This window comes from Flavobacterium cheonhonense (assembly GCF_035671315.1).
Lineage (GTDB): Bacteria > Bacteroidota > Bacteroidia > Flavobacteriales > Flavobacteriaceae > Flavobacterium > Flavobacterium cheonhonense.
Genome location: NZ_JAXAVY010000001.1, coordinates 332251 through 346590, shown reverse-complemented (window position 1 = coordinate 346590; position 14340 = coordinate 332251). Strand labels below are relative to the sequence as shown.

Sequence of the window (14340 nt, the reverse complement as noted above, 5' to 3'; positions counted from 1 at the left end):
TTTTTATTTTCCGTTAAAACTGTTCATGGTATTGTTTAAACCGGCCAAAGCAAACGATTCGATGATTTGCTTCGCCACTTCATAGCGCTCGAGGAGCTTGGCTTTTTCTTCGTCGTTCCATTCACCTAGCACATAATCTACTTGTTGGCCTTTTTTAAATTGGTCACTGATGCCAAAGCGAAACCTTGGGTATTCCGTAGAGTTTAATAACAGTTGAATGTTTTTCAAACCGTTATGACCACCATCGCTGCCTTTGCCTTTGATGCGAATGGTGCCAAAAGGCAAGTTCAAATCGTCGGTAATTACCAATACATTTTCTTTAGGAATGTTTTCCTTTTCCATCCAATAGTGTACGGCTTTACCGCTGAGGTTCATGTAGGTGTTGGGTTTGAGTAATATCAGTTTTCTGCCTTTTACGCTGTATTCGGCGATGGCGCCCAATTTGGCGGTCTCAAACGATAAGCCTTGCTGTTGGGCTACAAAGTCTACCACTTTAAAGCCAATGTTGTGACGGGTATTTACATATTCGGCGCCGATATTTCCTAAACCAACGATAAGGTATTTCTTCATATTTGTATTTTGCTCTTTGGGTTCACCGCTAAAGAGTTGTGTCAACCATTTCATGGGACAAAATTAAACTAATTATTAGGATAGAGGAAAAAATTTCAGCCACAGATTTTTAGGGTTTCAAGGATTAGCAGAGATTAATCCGTTAAATCTGTGTAGTCAGTGGCAAAGAAAATAAACGTGCTAATACAATTAGGCTTCAAATTTTTTATGGCACTATGTTTATAAAGTGCCTTTTGCTTATTATCTAGACCCGATTGAAGCGGTCTCGTCTTTTGGGACGAGACGCGTAAAGCGGGAATACGGCCCCGAAGCTTCGGGGCAAGAATACCCAAGCCATTCGCTTCGCCAATTCACTGTCGCTCGGGTCGCTTCTAAATAAAAAAAGCCCCGTTTTTCAACGAGGCTTTTAATATAACTTGGAAATGAATTATTTTTTCTTTCCTTTTGCCGGAGCTTTGGCTGCTTTGGCTGCTTCTTGAGCGGCTTTCATAGCGGCACGTGAAATCTTCACTTGACAAACCACAGTGTTGTCCGGGTGCATCAATTTGAAGTTGTTAGTTACCAATTTAGTAACGTACAATTTGTTCCCCATTTGCAATTCAGAGATGTTAGCCTCCACAAAATCAGGAAGATTTTTAGGTAAAGCTTTCACTTTTAATCTTCTTTGGTTCAAACGCAAGTCACCTCCTAATAATACACCTGGTGAGGTACCTGTAATTTTCACAGGAACTTCCATAATGATTTCTTTGCTCTCGTTCAACTGGAAGAAGTCAATGTGTAAAATTTTGTCACTTACCGGGTGAAACTGAATGTCTTGAAGAATAACGTTAGACGTTTTTCCGTTCAAATCAACTACAACAGTGTGAGCGTTTGGAGTGTAAACCAATCCTTTGAATGCTTTTTCTTCTGCTGCAAAATGTACTGGTTGTTCTCCTCCGTAAATAACGCAAGGGACCATTCCAGCATCACGTAAGGCTTTTGTTGCTTTTTTGCCTACGCTTTCTCTTTCTTGTCCTTTAATCGTAATCGATTTCATTGTAAAAATATATAGTTAATAAATAAAAATTCTACATTAAAAATTTTCCACTGATGGAATTGTTGTGCTGCACCATGTGCATTACTTCGGCGAAGAGCGGTGCACAACTCACCACTTTTATTTTGTTCGAATCTTTCTTTAACGGAATAGAATCGGTGACTATTAATTCTGATAACTTAGAGTTCTCAATTTTTTCATACGCTTCTCCCGAAAGAATCGCGTGGGTACAAATCGCTCTCACACTCAAGGCGCCTTTTTCTATCATCAAATCGGCTGCTTTGGCTAAGGTGCCTCCGGTGTCAATCATATCGTCCACCAAAATTACATTTCGGCCTTTAACTTCCCCAATCAACTCCATAGTGTCAATTACATTAGCGGCTTTGCGTTGCTTGTAACAAATCACCACATCCGATTCTAAGAATTTAGAATAAGCATAGGCTCTTTTAGAACCACCCATGTCTGGAGAAGCAATCGTTAGGTTGTCCAACTGTAAACTCTTTACATACGGTAAAAAGATAGTCGACGCAAACAAATGATCTACCGGTTTTTCAAAGAAACCCTGGATTTGATCAGCGTGTAAATCCATCGTCATGATTCGGGTAGCACCGGCAGTTTCCAATAATTTGGCCACTAACTTGGCGCCAATCGGCACACGAGGTTTGTCTTTACGGTCTTGTCTGGCCCATCCAAAGTAAGGAATTACCGGAGTAATGTGTCGGGCTGAAGCACGCTTAGCGGCATCAATCATCAACAACAGCTCCATTAAATTGTCGGCACTCGGAAAAGTAGAACAAACAATAAAAACGCGTAATCCTCTTATGGATTCTTCAAACGAAGGCTGAAACTCGCCATCACTATATTTTGAGAACGTAACTTTACCCAGCGGCACACCATAGTTTTTAGCTATTTGTTCGGCCAGATGGACGCTTTGGGAACAGGCAAATATCTTTGCTTCGGGTTCTAAATGCGACATTGTAATTTGTTGTTTAGTTCCGACAGGTTGCTGCTTTTTTTTGCTGTTTGGGATCCCAAAAGCCGATAAGCATAAACGCCTCGGATGTAGTTAGTTAGTTGTGTGTTGCTGTAACGCGGTGCAAATTTAGAAATTAAATCCGACTCTGAAAGCATTTTTTTGTCTATTTTTTTGAGGATATGAGAAAAAATTATTTACATTTGCACCCACAAAACACCAAAAGTGTTCCACTAGGAATTGCCCGGATGGCATAACTTTAATTAATTTTTTTTAAAAATTAACTAAATTTCATCCGAATTTGGAAATGCCCGGATGGCGGAATTGGTAGACGCGCACGACTCAAACTCGTGTTCTTAGGAGTGTGGGTTCGATTCCCACTCCGGGTACAAAAGAAAACCTCTCAATATTGAGAGGTTTTTTTATTTTAAAATCCAAGGATCATTTTGGCTATAGAGAAGTAAATCAAAATTCCGCAAATGTCGTTGCTGGTGGTAATGAATGGTCCGGTCGCTAAAGCAGGGTCGATATTGAATCGGTGGAGTAACAAAGGAATAAATGTACCAATAAGCGAGGCAATGACGATTACCGAAATCAATGCTATGGTTACAATTTCGCCAATAATGATTTCTACATTCAATAAAAAATGACTTCCAACAAACAATATAGAGGCCAAGATGATGCCGTTGAGCAAACTCAGGGAAACTTCTTTAATTAAGCGATTCCATAAAGAACCACTGATAGATTGATTGGCTAAACCTTGTACAATAATTGCGGAAGATTGTACGCCCACATTTCCGGCCATCGCGGCAATCAACGGCGTGAAAAAGAATAGGTTTCCATGGTTGGCCATAGCGCCTTCAAACAATCCCAATACTCTCACACTGATAAATCCTCCAAACAACGCCAAAACCAACCATGGCAAACGCGCGCGGGTTAAGTCAAGTATGCTGTCGTCGGCCTCTACGTCTTGTGAGATACCTGCTGCCAACTGGTAATCTTTATCGGCTTCTTCTTTGATTACGTCTACGATATCATCAATGGTAATTCTACCCACCAATCGGCCCATTTCATCTACTACGGGTATGGCTTCCAAGTCGTATTTCTGCATGATACGGGCAACTTCGGTATTCGACGTGTCAACGCGAACGTAATCTACTTTTTTAATATACACCTGACTGATCGGTGTTTTAGTCGAAGTGGTCAACAAATCTTTTAAAGACAAACGGCCTTTCAAACGGTTTTCATCGTCCACCACATAAATCGAGTGAACGCGGGTTACATTTTCCGCCTGGATGCGCATTTCTTTAACGCAAGTCAGTACGTTCCAGTTTTCGTTGACTTTCACCAACTCTTTTCCCATCAATCCTCCGGCAGTATCTTCGTCGTAGCGCAACAAATCAACAATGTCTTTGGCGTGTTCTACGTCTTCTAATTCCGAGATTACTTCTTCTTTTTTGCTTTGGGAAAGTTCGGCTATAATGTCGGCAGCGTCATCGGTGTCCAACTCGTCCAACTCTTCGGCAATTTCTTTAGCCGATAAACCTTGGAGGATTTTCTCGCGCAAATCATCTTCCAATTCCGGTAAGATTTCCGCGGTGATTTCGCTATCTAAAATTTTGAAAATATAAGTCGCTTCTGCAATTTCCAACTCTTCGAAAATCTCCGCAATATCAGCATGATGCAGGTCATTCAGCAAGGCTTCCAATGCCGAGTCATTCTTGGCATGGATGAGTTGCTCAATTTGTGCTAAAAGTTCTTTGCTGATTTTAAACTGCATTGGCTTCTATTTTTTGGGTGAGTTCGATAAATTGCTCAACACTGAGCTGTTCCGGACGGAGGTCAAAGATACTATCTTCTTTTAAATTATCCGTCAAATTAAAGGATTTTAGGCTATTCCTTAATGTTTTTCGACGTTGCTGGAACCCGGTTTTTACTACCGAGAAAAACAACTTTTCACTGCAAGGCAAGGTGAAATCAGCTTTCCGTCGCAAACGCAAAACCCCCGATTTTACTTTGGGCGGCGGATTGAAAACATGTTCGTGTACTGTAAATAAATATTCAGCTTCATAAAAAGCCTGCACTAAAACCGATAAGATGCCATAGGTTTTACTGCCTTTCTTTTCACAAATGCGTTCGGCGACTTCCTTCTGAAACATGCCGGTAAACTCTGGTACTTGGTCGCGTAATTCCAAACATTTAAAGACAATTTGCGACGAAATATTGTACGGGAAGTTACCGGTGATGGCAAACGGTTTGCCTTCAAACACTTCGTTGATGTTGTATTTTAAAAAGTCCTTAGAAATAATCTTCCCGTGCAATTTAGGATAATGTGCATTAAGGTAATCCACCGATTCTGTGTCGATTTCGATGACGTAAGTGGTAATGGGTTTTTCTAACAAATATTTAGTCAGCACGCCCATACCCGGACCGATTTCCAATACGTCATCGTAACCTTCCAACCCTAAGGTATCGGCTATGTCTTTGGCAATTCTTTCATCCGTTAGGAAATGTTGCCCGAGGTGTTTTTTGGCTTTTACTTGGCTCATGGATACTCTTTTGTCATTCCCGCGCAGGCGGGAATCCATTGTTAATTATTCCAATTTTCAGAGAGATCTTTCCAATCTTTATTTTCTCCTTCAATCAAGTTTATTTTCCATTGACGATTCCATTTTTTGAGTTGTTTTTCTCTATCAATGGCATCGTTTATATATTGGAATGTTTCATAATAAACCAACAATTTTACATCATATTTTGCTGTAAAACAGTTTGGGTTTAGCTTTTTTTTGTGTTCATCAATTCTTCTTTCAATACTATTAGTTACGCCAATATATAACGTGCCATTCTTTTTGTTGGCTAAAATATAAACATAGTATTGACGAAAGGACTGCATTCTAGCTGCTTTTATTTGTAGATTCCCGCCTACGCGGGAATGACAAAAACGGGGTTAATGTTCACTTATCAATTCCAATTCCGTACGAAACGCCAACATTTTATCGCCAAACAAACGAAGTCCTTCTTCGCGCAATCGCGGCGCATCTTCTTCATAGTAGCGTTCTAAAGTAGCCTTACTGTCGGTGGTGTATTGAATAGAATAGGTAGTGCCGCCCATTTCTTCTTCTACCAAAACTTTCACCATACGCGCAGCCGAAAATTTGCCGGTAGCCAAGACGTCGTTGATGTGTTTTTCTTGCATCCACTGCATCCATTGGTCGTGCACACTTTCGTGTATATTGATAGTAACGTTATAGAGTATCATGTGATTGTAGATTTTTGAGTAACGATTTTTGATTTCTGAATGTTATTGTTGCTGACTATAAATTGGTATCACCGCGCAGTTTTCGGTATTTGTTCCTCGAGTCGACAAAGTAAATGCTGTCCTCGTGTTTGAAGATGATTTCCTCATACAACGGTTTGGCTTTCTCGGCGTCGTTCAGATTCACATTGTAAATTTCGGCTGAATAGTACAGCGCTTCGTCGCGGTAAATACAGTCTTTATGGTTGTTTAAAAGGTTGGCGTAATAGTCTAAAGCTTGGGTGTAATCGCCCATTTTTTCATAGGTTTTCCCCAATCGAAGTAAAGTCACCGGTTCAATGGTTTCGCCTTTGTGCTCTTTTAAAATGAGTTGGAACTGCGCCAAGGCTTCCGGTTTTTTATTTTGATACAGTAGAAAATCCGCACGAGCCAATTTTTTCAAAGCCACTTGAGTTGAGTCTTCCACAGTATTGTCGCTGATAAGCAAGAACAAATCCATGGCATCGTTGGCAATCAGTTGGGTAGAAGCCGATTTTAGTACTTTGAGTTGGTGCGAAGCCCATTCGAAATCGCCTTTGTAGTAACTGGTTTTGGCCGTTTTGAGTTGTGCTTCTTGCCCGGTAACATCGCCGCTCATGTCTTCGCTGACTTGCGAATAATAGATTAAAGCTTGGTTGAACTTTTCTTCAAACAAAAGAATGTCTGCCATTTGCATTTTCAAATCGGCCATTTGGTAGCGGTTCACCGGCATTTCCATGGCGTTTTTCAAAATCATTTTGGCTTTTTCGGGATTGTTCAGGTGGAAAGCGGTAAAATCAGCTTCCAATTCGAGCAATTCCAAAGTGTAGGGACTAACGCCGAATTCTTTGATTAATCTATCTAAAGTAGCGGTGATTTCGGGATAATCTTTCGCTGTAGCGCGTTCGATTTTCATCTCCAACAAATAAGAATGGGCTTGCATAAGCAATTCCAAATCGTTAGTGTTTTCCAAAACGAAAGTCAAGATTTCCGAAGCAGAATCCTGATCATTATCGCTGATGGCCATTTGCGCCAAATTGACAATATTGCTAAACGAATCCGGATTCCTTTTGTAAATGGCTTTTTGCTGGATAAAAGCTTTACCGTATTCTTTTTGTTGGACAAAAAACCAGCTTAAAAAGTCGTTCCAAAATACATCCTGTGTTTTTTGGGCACGCAGCAATAAGGCTTTTTTTAAACTGTCGTTAAAATTGGCATCGGCATCTTCAGTCATAAAGCGCGACAACTGATTTTGAATGATGGGCAAGTTTTGCGGATTTTGATAGGCTTCCAATAAATAGGTTTCTATCATCAAATCGGGTTCACCTTTCTGGCCGTAAATCATGGCCATTTGAAAATTGAAACTTAATTTAGGATCCGTTTCCAGAGCCGTTTTATAAGCCAAAAGCGCATAATCAAACAAAGCTTTTCGTTCGAAAGTATAGGCGATGCCATAAGCTTCGGGCGCATTTTTTTTGATTTTGTCTATGGCTTGGTCGTAATATTTGTTGGCTTTTTCTTGGTTTTTTTGCAGTTGGTAGTTGTATCCTAATTCAACCAACAACGTGTTTTGGCGGTATTTGTCTAAACGCGCCTGTATGGCTTTTTCGGCTTTGTCGTACTGTTGTAATTGTTGGTAACATTCCACCACTCTTTGAAAGTAATTGGTGTTGCCTTGTTGGCCTTTGAGCAGTTCTTCATAACTCACCAATGCCTTTTCAAATTCGCCACGGTCAAAGTAATTGTTGGCCAATTGTTCGTTTTGAGCCTGAGCCCAAATCGACAATAAAAACAACAAAACAGTGAGTAATTTTTTCATGGCTTCAGTAAAACAACAATGTACTAAAGTAACACTTTTTGTGTTCGTTTAGTACATTGTTTAGGTAAGTTTAACGCAATTAGTTAATGATGTCAAAACCGGTGTAAGGTCTTAACACTTCCGGAATAACGATACCTTCCGGAGTTTGGTAATTTTCTATGATGCCGGCAAGTACTCTCGGCAAAGCCAATGAACTGCCGTTTAAAGTATGTGCCAATTGGGTCTTGCCGTCTTTTCCTTTGAAACGCAATTTCAAACGATTGGCTTGGTAGGTTTCAAAATTCGACACCGAAGAAATTTCCAACCAACGGTCTTGCGCAGTAGAAAACACTTCAAAGTCGTAGGTCATCGCCGAAGCAAATCCCATATCGCCACCGCACAAACGCAAAATACGATACGGTAACTTTAATTCTTGCAATAGGGTTTTTACGTGTTCTACCATGCCATATAAGGCTTCATAGGATTTATCAGGATGTTCAATGCGAACAATTTCTACTTTGTCAAATTGGTGTAAACGGTTTAAACCGCGAACATGCGCGCCCCAAGAACCGGCTTCTCTACGGAAACATGGCGTGTAACCGGTGGCTAAGATTGGGAGGTCTTTTTCTTGTAGAATGACATCGCGGTAAATGTTGGTTACCGGAACTTCGGCGGTTGGAATCAAGTACAAATCGTCTTTGGCATCGTGGTACATTTGGCCTTCTTTGTCCGGCAATTGTCCGGTGCCGTAAGCCGAAGCTTCATTCACCATGTGCGGCACTTGGAATTCCTGGTAACCGGCTTCAGTGTTTTTATCCAAGAAATATGAAATCAAAGCGCGTTGTAGTTTGGCACCTTTTCCTTTGTAGACCGGAAATCCCGGAGCAGTGATTTTGGTGCCCAATTCGAAATCAATAATGTCATATTTTTTAATCAAATCCCAGTGTGGTAAAGCACCTTCGTGCAATACCGGAATCTCACCTTCCTGAAACACATTTAAATTGTCATCAGCCGATTTTCCGTGCGGTACCAAATCGGCAGGCGTGTTTGGTAACAAATACATTTTTTGCAACAACTCGTTGGCATAAGTATCTAATTTCTCAGACAATTCTTTGCTGGTTTCCTTGAGTTGACTCGTTTTTTGTTTTAAAATTTCGGCTTTGGCTTTTTCTCCATTCTTCATCATTTCGCCAATGGCCGAGGAGAGTTTGTTGGCTTCCGCCAAGGTATTGTCGAGTGCCACTTGCGTGCTTCTTCTATTTTCATCTAACTGGATAGCTTCCTCCACGATAGCGGTAGCATCCATATTTCTTTTGGCTAAAGCGGCCAGCACTTTTTCCTTATTTTCTCTGATGTAACTGATTTGTAACATGACGGTTTTCTTTATTACGCTCGCAAATTTAATGAAATGTTTGATAAAACCTTTGGGATGCTCAAAAACTTCAGTCCCTACCCCGATAAGATACCGTTGATTAGCAAGCTGTTTTTATGGTGAAAGGCACTTCGGCTTTCTGTAATTATTGTTATATTCGCAGAAATTCAACGGTTTGCTATGAAAAATAGATACTTTTTAATGGTTTTTTTTACAATTTCTTCGGTTTTTGCTCAAAGCGATGTTTTAGAAACCCATACGATTGCTGAAATAGAAGGGAAATCGGCTTCGCGTACCCTAAATTTTCAGGCCAACGCCAATACACTCAATTATGATGTGACCTATCATAAGTTGGAACTCACAGTAGATCCGGCTATTTATTTCATTACCGGAAAAGTAACCACCACTTTTACAGCTTTGGCTGATATGAATTCGGTGACTTTTGATTTGGCCAATGAATTAAATGTTACCACCGTAAAGCAGGGAACAACCAACTTGAGTTTTGTGCAAAACGGGAACAACGAGTTGGTTATTACCCTACCAAGTACCTTGACTACCGGAAATTCAGCTACCCTAGAAATGATGTATTCCGGAGCGCCGCCACAAAATGCGTTTGAAGCGTTTGCGGTTAATGTGCATTCGGGAGCAGCAGGAATGTGGACGTTATCAGAACCTTACGGCGCCAGAGATTGGTGGCCTTGCAAACAGGATTTAAGTGATAAAATCAACAATATAGATGTCTTTGTTACAGCGCCGAGTCAGTATGTAAGCGTGGCAAACGGAATGGAACAAAGCCAAGTGGATAATGGCAACGGCACCAAGACAACTCATTTTCATCACAGTTATCCGATTCCGGCTTATCTGATTGCCTTTGCGGTAACCAATTACCAAGTATACACCCAAACCGCGGGGACTGCGCCGAATACCTTTCCGATTGTGAACTATATCTACCCGGAAAATTACACATCGGCCGTGACTGCTGTGGCGCAGACCTTACCCATCATGAATTTGTTCGAAACCTTATTTGAACCGTATCCGTTTCGAAATGAAAAGTACGGTCATGCCCAATTTGGTTGGGGAGGCGGTATGGAACACACTACGGTTTCATTCATGGGAAGTTTTGGACGAGGCTTGATTGCTCACGAATTGGCGCACCAATGGTTTGGCGACAAAATTACTTGCGGTACATGGAAAGACATTTGGCTCAATGAAGGATTTGCGACGTATTTATCGGCATTAGTAATTGAAAACTTAGACGGCTTGAACGCATTCATTGCGCAAAAGGCGAGTATGGTTGACTTTATTACTTCCAGTCCATCGGGGAATTTGTACTTAACCGATGTGCAACTGACTGATGTAGGCAGAATTTTCAGCAGTCGTTTAACCTATAACAAAGGCGCGATGGTGTTGGAAATGTTGCGATTTAAAATGGGAGATACTGCTTTTTTTCAAGCCCTTCGCAATTATTTAGCCGATCCTAATTTGGCTTATGATTACGCGGTGACTACCGATTTAAAAGCACATTTAGAAGCCGTTTATGGTCAGAGTTTAACCGAGTTTTTTAACGATTGGGTATACAATCAAGGGTATCCAACGTATACCATTACGGCTCAAAATTGGGGCGCCGGTCAAGCGCGATTTGTAATCAACCAAACCCAATCGGATACTTCGGTTAGCTTTTTTGAGATGCCGGTACCGATTCGCATTACCGGAACAGGCGGGCAAACCGCTAATTTGGTTTTAAACAATACAACTAACGGTCAGGTATTTATTCAAAATGTGCCTTTTACCATAACCGGAGTTCAGTTTGATCCCGAAGTTCATCTCATTTCTAAGAACTCCAATGCTACTTTGGCCAATGAAACGTTCTCATTAGAACAAGCCATAGTACTGTATCCTAATCCGGGTCGCGACGAATTGCATTTTCAAATGCCTGCGGATTTGGCCATAGAACAAGTAATGATTTACAATAGTTTAGGGCAAAAAATACTTAGTACCAATCGTTTGGATATAAACATAAGCAGTCTTTCAACCGGAGTTCATTATGTTGAAATACAGACGGCTGAAGGGACTATTCATAAAAAATTCATAAAAGAATAACCAAACACAAATAATATATGCAGGAGTAAGGTGAAAACCTTACTTTTGTGCGTTTAAAAGAAATGACAGTTTAACACATGGAAATTGCAATCAAGCTCTCTCAGTTTTTACTGAGCTTATCAATACTTATCATCCTTCACGAATTAGGGCACTTTATTCCGGCCAAATTATTCAAAACCAGAGTCGAAAAGTTCTATTTATTTTTCGATATTAAATATTCACTGCTCAAAAAGAAAATAGGTGAAACCGAATACGGTATCGGTTGGTTGCCTTTAGGAGGTTATGTTAAAATCTCGGGTATGATAGATGAAAGTATGGATACTGAGCAATTGGCGCAAGAGCCGCAACCTTGGGAATTCCGTTCTAAACCAGCCTGGCAACGCTTAATCATTATGTTGGGTGGAGTGACGGTAAATTTCATTTTGGCGTTCATTATTTACATTGGGATGACATTCTTTTATGGCGAAAAATACATCGAAAACGCTAACATAAAAGATGGTGTTTGGGTACACAATACAGAGTTGGAAAAAGCGGGTATTAAAACCGGAGATAAGTTAGTGGCTATTGATGGCAAGCCCATCGAAAAGTTTGAACCGTCTGTGAATATGGATGTTTTGATGGCCAAAACCGTAATAGTGAATCGCAATGGTCAAGAAACAACTGTAAATCTGCCTAACAATTTTATCGGGAAGTTTATCGATCAAGATAAAAAGTCGTTGATTAGCTTGAGAATGCCTTTCGTAGTGGGCGGATTTGCCGATAATTCACCTAACAAAGAACAATTAAAGCCTAAAGATATTTTTGTTTCGGTTAACGGGCAAGCGTTAAGATATTTTGACCAATCAAAAGCTATTTTTGCCGCTCATAAAGGCAAGCAGGTTGCTGCTGTTGTCTTGCGTGATGGTAAAGAAACTCCGGTAACTTTATCGGTAAACCAAGAAGGTAAGTTGGGTATTGGTCCGGCTGAAGTTACCGAAGCCAATTTAGAGAAGTTAGGTTATTACAAATTTAACACTGAAACATTCGGTTTCTTTGAGTCTATTCCGATCGGAATTGAGAAAGGATTTACACAATTGGAAAATTACTGGAAACAGTTAAAACTGATTTTCAATCCAAGTACCGGAGCTTATAAAGGAGTTGGCGGATTCCATGCCATCTACAATGTATTTCCGGACAGTTGGAGTTGGGAAGTGTTTTGGAGCATCACCGCTTTGTTGTCAATCATGTTGGGAGTAATGAATTTATTACCGATTCCGGCCTTAGATGGAGGTCATGTGATGTTCTTGTTATACGAAATGATCTCGGGCAAAAAACCAAGTGATAAGTTCATGGAAAAAGCGCAATTGGTTGGCTTTGTATTACTTATTTCATTATTGTTGTTTGCCAACGGAAACGACATTTACAAAGCGATAGTTGGCAAGTAATTTTTTTTGAAATTTTATTCATTTTTATTTGCAAAAAATAAAATTCGTTCTATCTTTGCAACCGCTTAAAAGATATAACATCTTCCTCCTTAGCTCAGTTGGTTAGAGCATCTGACTGTTAATCAGAGGGTCCTTGGTTCGAGCCCAAGAGGGGGAGCTAGCAAATAAAGGGGTTTCAAGACTTAAAGTTTTGAGCCCCTTTTTTATTTGCATACAATTTGCATACAAACTTCGACGTGTTTGTAAAAAAGCAACGTGTTACTCCGCCTCTTTAATATTTTCAACATCATTTTTTTGAGTTAAAATTTTTTTTGAAAAAATACTATATGGCTATGTATAAAAAATAGCGTGTTCCCGCATGCAAGTACCCCCCGGTACAACATACCCCTCCTCCCGGAATCAATCTGCGCTACCCCCATCAAATTAATATTAACTTTTAATTTTTAATTTATGGAATTAAGAAAGTCAAGCAGAAGTTCAGCAAAAATTAGAATTGCTGTACAAGGATGTAGTGGAAGTGGTAAAACCTATTCTTCACTATTGTTAGGTTATGGTCTTTGTAAAGACTGGAAAAAGATTGCTGTAATAGATACAGAGCATCAATCCGCTGATTTGTATTCTCATCTTGGGGAGTATTTTGTGCTTAATTTAACTGCTCCGTATACACCGGAGAGATACATAGAGGCTATTTCAACTTGTGAGAAAGCAGGGATGGAAGTCATAATTATAGACAGTATTTCTCATGAGTGGGAAGCTGATGGAGGAATATTAGACATTCATTCTCAAATGGCTGGCAACAGTTTTACCAATTGGAGTAAGATTACACCACGGCATAATGCTCTAGTCCAAAAAATACTTTCTTCTAGTTGTCATGTTATTGCAACGGTAAGAAGCAAACAGGATTATGTAATCACTGAAAAGAACGGTAAAAGTGTACCTGAGAAAGTTGGAATGAAAGGAGTTCAAAGGGATGGTTTAGAATATGACTTTACTATTGTTTTTGAATTAGACATTTACAACAATGCCAATTGTTCTAAAGACAGAACTCAACTGTTTAGCTCAAGAATTCCTTTTAAAATTGATGTCACTACAGGGACTAAAATTTCAGAATGGTGCGGTTCAATAGGATTGACTAATTCTATTGATCCTGTGACTTTAATTAACTCTTGTAAGACCCTCGAAGAGCTAACACATTTGTATAAGACTAACCCTGAAGTTAGGAAGTATGATGCTGAGCTAAATAGTAAAGCGGCTATACTAAGAAGTGTTGTTGTGCCTCAAAATGGATTTGATAATTTCACGCATAGAAACCATGAATAATTTATCAAATCTGGGTGAGTTTACCATTGGTTATAAGTACTGTTCTAATATCAAGGACAGACCACAGTTACACAGTACTAAAGATGCTTTTCAAGTTCTGAAGATGATTTATGATACTGATAGACTTGGAATTCAAGAGCAGTTTGTTGTAGTTTTCTTGAACAACTCAAATATCGTGATAGGCTGTTGTAATTTGTTTACCGGTTCCCTCAATAGTACAACGGTTGATTTAAGATTAATTATTGCATCAGCCCTAAAACTTATGGCTACAGGTATAATTATTAGCCACAATCATCCTTCAGGAAAAATGAAAGCTTCTGAAAGTGACATATTACTAACTAGGAGGCTTAAACAAGCTCTTGCGTTAATTGATATCATTCTGATTGACCATATTATTATCTCACCTTTTGATGAATACCTTTCCTTAAAAGAGGACGGTATTTTCTAAAACTTCCAAATTTTATTAATCTTTAAAT

13 protein-coding genes and 2 tRNA genes are annotated in these 14340 nt (G+C 39.7%); 6 read left to right on the top strand and 9 right to left on the bottom strand.

Features of this window, described 5'->3' with window-relative positions; all coding sequences use genetic code 11:
- Window positions 1–3: 3 nt before the first annotated feature.
- The 3 genes from pth to SK086_RS01485 all read right to left on the bottom strand — a co-directional run bounded on the left by pth (window position 4) and on the right by SK086_RS01485 (window position 2579).
- Window positions 4–624: an aminoacyl-tRNA hydrolase gene (pth, locus tag SK086_RS01495; RefSeq protein WP_324689277.1), complete on the bottom strand. Its 621-nt coding sequence runs from the start codon at window positions 622–624 to the stop codon at window positions 4–6.
- A gap of 373 nt (window positions 625–997) precedes the next feature.
- Window positions 998–1606 (bottom strand): 50S ribosomal protein L25/general stress protein Ctc, encoded by a 609-nt coding sequence (locus SK086_RS01490; RefSeq protein ID WP_324689275.1) that lies wholly within the window; start codon window positions 1604–1606, stop codon window positions 998–1000.
- Window positions 1607–1637: 31 nt separating this feature from the next.
- The gene (locus SK086_RS01485; RefSeq protein ID WP_290873332.1) at window positions 1638–2579 is read right to left on the bottom strand and encodes a ribose-phosphate pyrophosphokinase; all 942 of its coding nucleotides are present in this window, start codon (window positions 2577–2579) and stop codon (window positions 1638–1640) included.
- Window positions 2580–2885: 306 nt separating this feature from the next.
- On the opposite strand from SK086_RS01485, the gene SK086_RS01480 reads away from it, so the two are divergent.
- Window positions 2886–2965, top strand: a tRNA-Leu gene (locus SK086_RS01480).
- A 38-nt stretch (window positions 2966–3003) separates the two neighbouring features.
- Here SK086_RS01480 and mgtE read toward each other — a convergent pair.
- The 6 genes from mgtE to serS all read right to left on the bottom strand — a co-directional run bounded on the left by mgtE (window position 3004) and on the right by serS (window position 9020).
- Window positions 3004–4356, bottom strand: coding sequence for a magnesium transporter (gene mgtE / locus SK086_RS01475; protein ID WP_290873328.1), 1353 nt, complete (start codon window positions 4354–4356; stop codon window positions 3004–3006).
- Complete coding sequence (gene rsmA, locus SK086_RS01470; RefSeq protein WP_324690433.1) at window positions 4346–5125, bottom strand: 16S rRNA (adenine(1518)-N(6)/adenine(1519)-N(6))-dimethyltransferase RsmA; 780 nt, start codon at window positions 5123–5125, stop codon at window positions 4346–4348. The genes mgtE and rsmA overlap by 11 nt, the downstream gene beginning before the upstream one ends.
- Before the next feature lie 41 nt (window positions 5126–5166).
- Window positions 5167–5469, bottom strand: a complete 303-nt coding sequence (locus SK086_RS01465) for a GIY-YIG nuclease family protein (protein ID WP_324689270.1) — start codon at window positions 5467–5469, stop codon at window positions 5167–5169.
- Between the two features lie 54 nt (window positions 5470–5523).
- Window positions 5524–5835, bottom strand: coding sequence for a DUF4286 family protein (locus SK086_RS01460; RefSeq protein ID WP_324689268.1), 312 nt, complete (start codon window positions 5833–5835; stop codon window positions 5524–5526).
- 55 nt (window positions 5836–5890) lie between these two features.
- On the bottom strand, window positions 5891–7669 hold the full coding sequence (locus SK086_RS01455; RefSeq protein WP_324689266.1) for a tetratricopeptide repeat protein: 1779 nt from the start codon (window positions 7667–7669) through the stop codon (window positions 5891–5893).
- Between the two features lie 79 nt (window positions 7670–7748).
- Window positions 7749–9020: a serine--tRNA ligase gene (gene serS, locus SK086_RS01450; protein ID WP_324689264.1), complete on the bottom strand. Its 1272-nt coding sequence runs from the start codon at window positions 9018–9020 to the stop codon at window positions 7749–7751.
- 180 nt (window positions 9021–9200) lie between these two features.
- Here serS and SK086_RS01445 point away from each other — a divergent pair, with 180 nt between their 5' ends.
- The 5 genes from SK086_RS01445 (at window position 9201) to SK086_RS01425 (ending at window position 14312) form a co-directional block, all read left to right on the top strand.
- A complete protein-coding gene (locus SK086_RS01445) occupies window positions 9201–11120 on the top strand; it encodes a M1 family aminopeptidase (RefSeq protein ID WP_324689262.1) in 1920 nt (639 codons plus the stop codon).
- A 77-nt stretch (window positions 11121–11197) separates the two neighbouring features.
- Window positions 11198–12544, top strand: a complete 1347-nt coding sequence (rseP, locus tag SK086_RS01440; RefSeq protein ID WP_324689260.1) for an RIP metalloprotease RseP — start codon at window positions 11198–11200, stop codon at window positions 12542–12544.
- Window positions 12545–12627: 83 nt separating this feature from the next.
- A tRNA-Asn gene (locus SK086_RS01435) sits at window positions 12628–12701 on the top strand.
- 293 nt (window positions 12702–12994) lie between these two features.
- Complete coding sequence (locus SK086_RS01430) at window positions 12995–13864, top strand: AAA family ATPase (RefSeq protein ID WP_324689258.1); 870 nt, start codon at window positions 12995–12997, stop codon at window positions 13862–13864.
- Complete coding sequence (locus tag SK086_RS01425; RefSeq protein ID WP_324689256.1) at window positions 13857–14312, top strand: JAB domain-containing protein; 456 nt, start codon at window positions 13857–13859, stop codon at window positions 14310–14312. The genes SK086_RS01430 and SK086_RS01425 overlap by 8 nt, the downstream gene beginning before the upstream one ends.
- Window positions 14313–14340 lie beyond the last annotated feature (28 nt).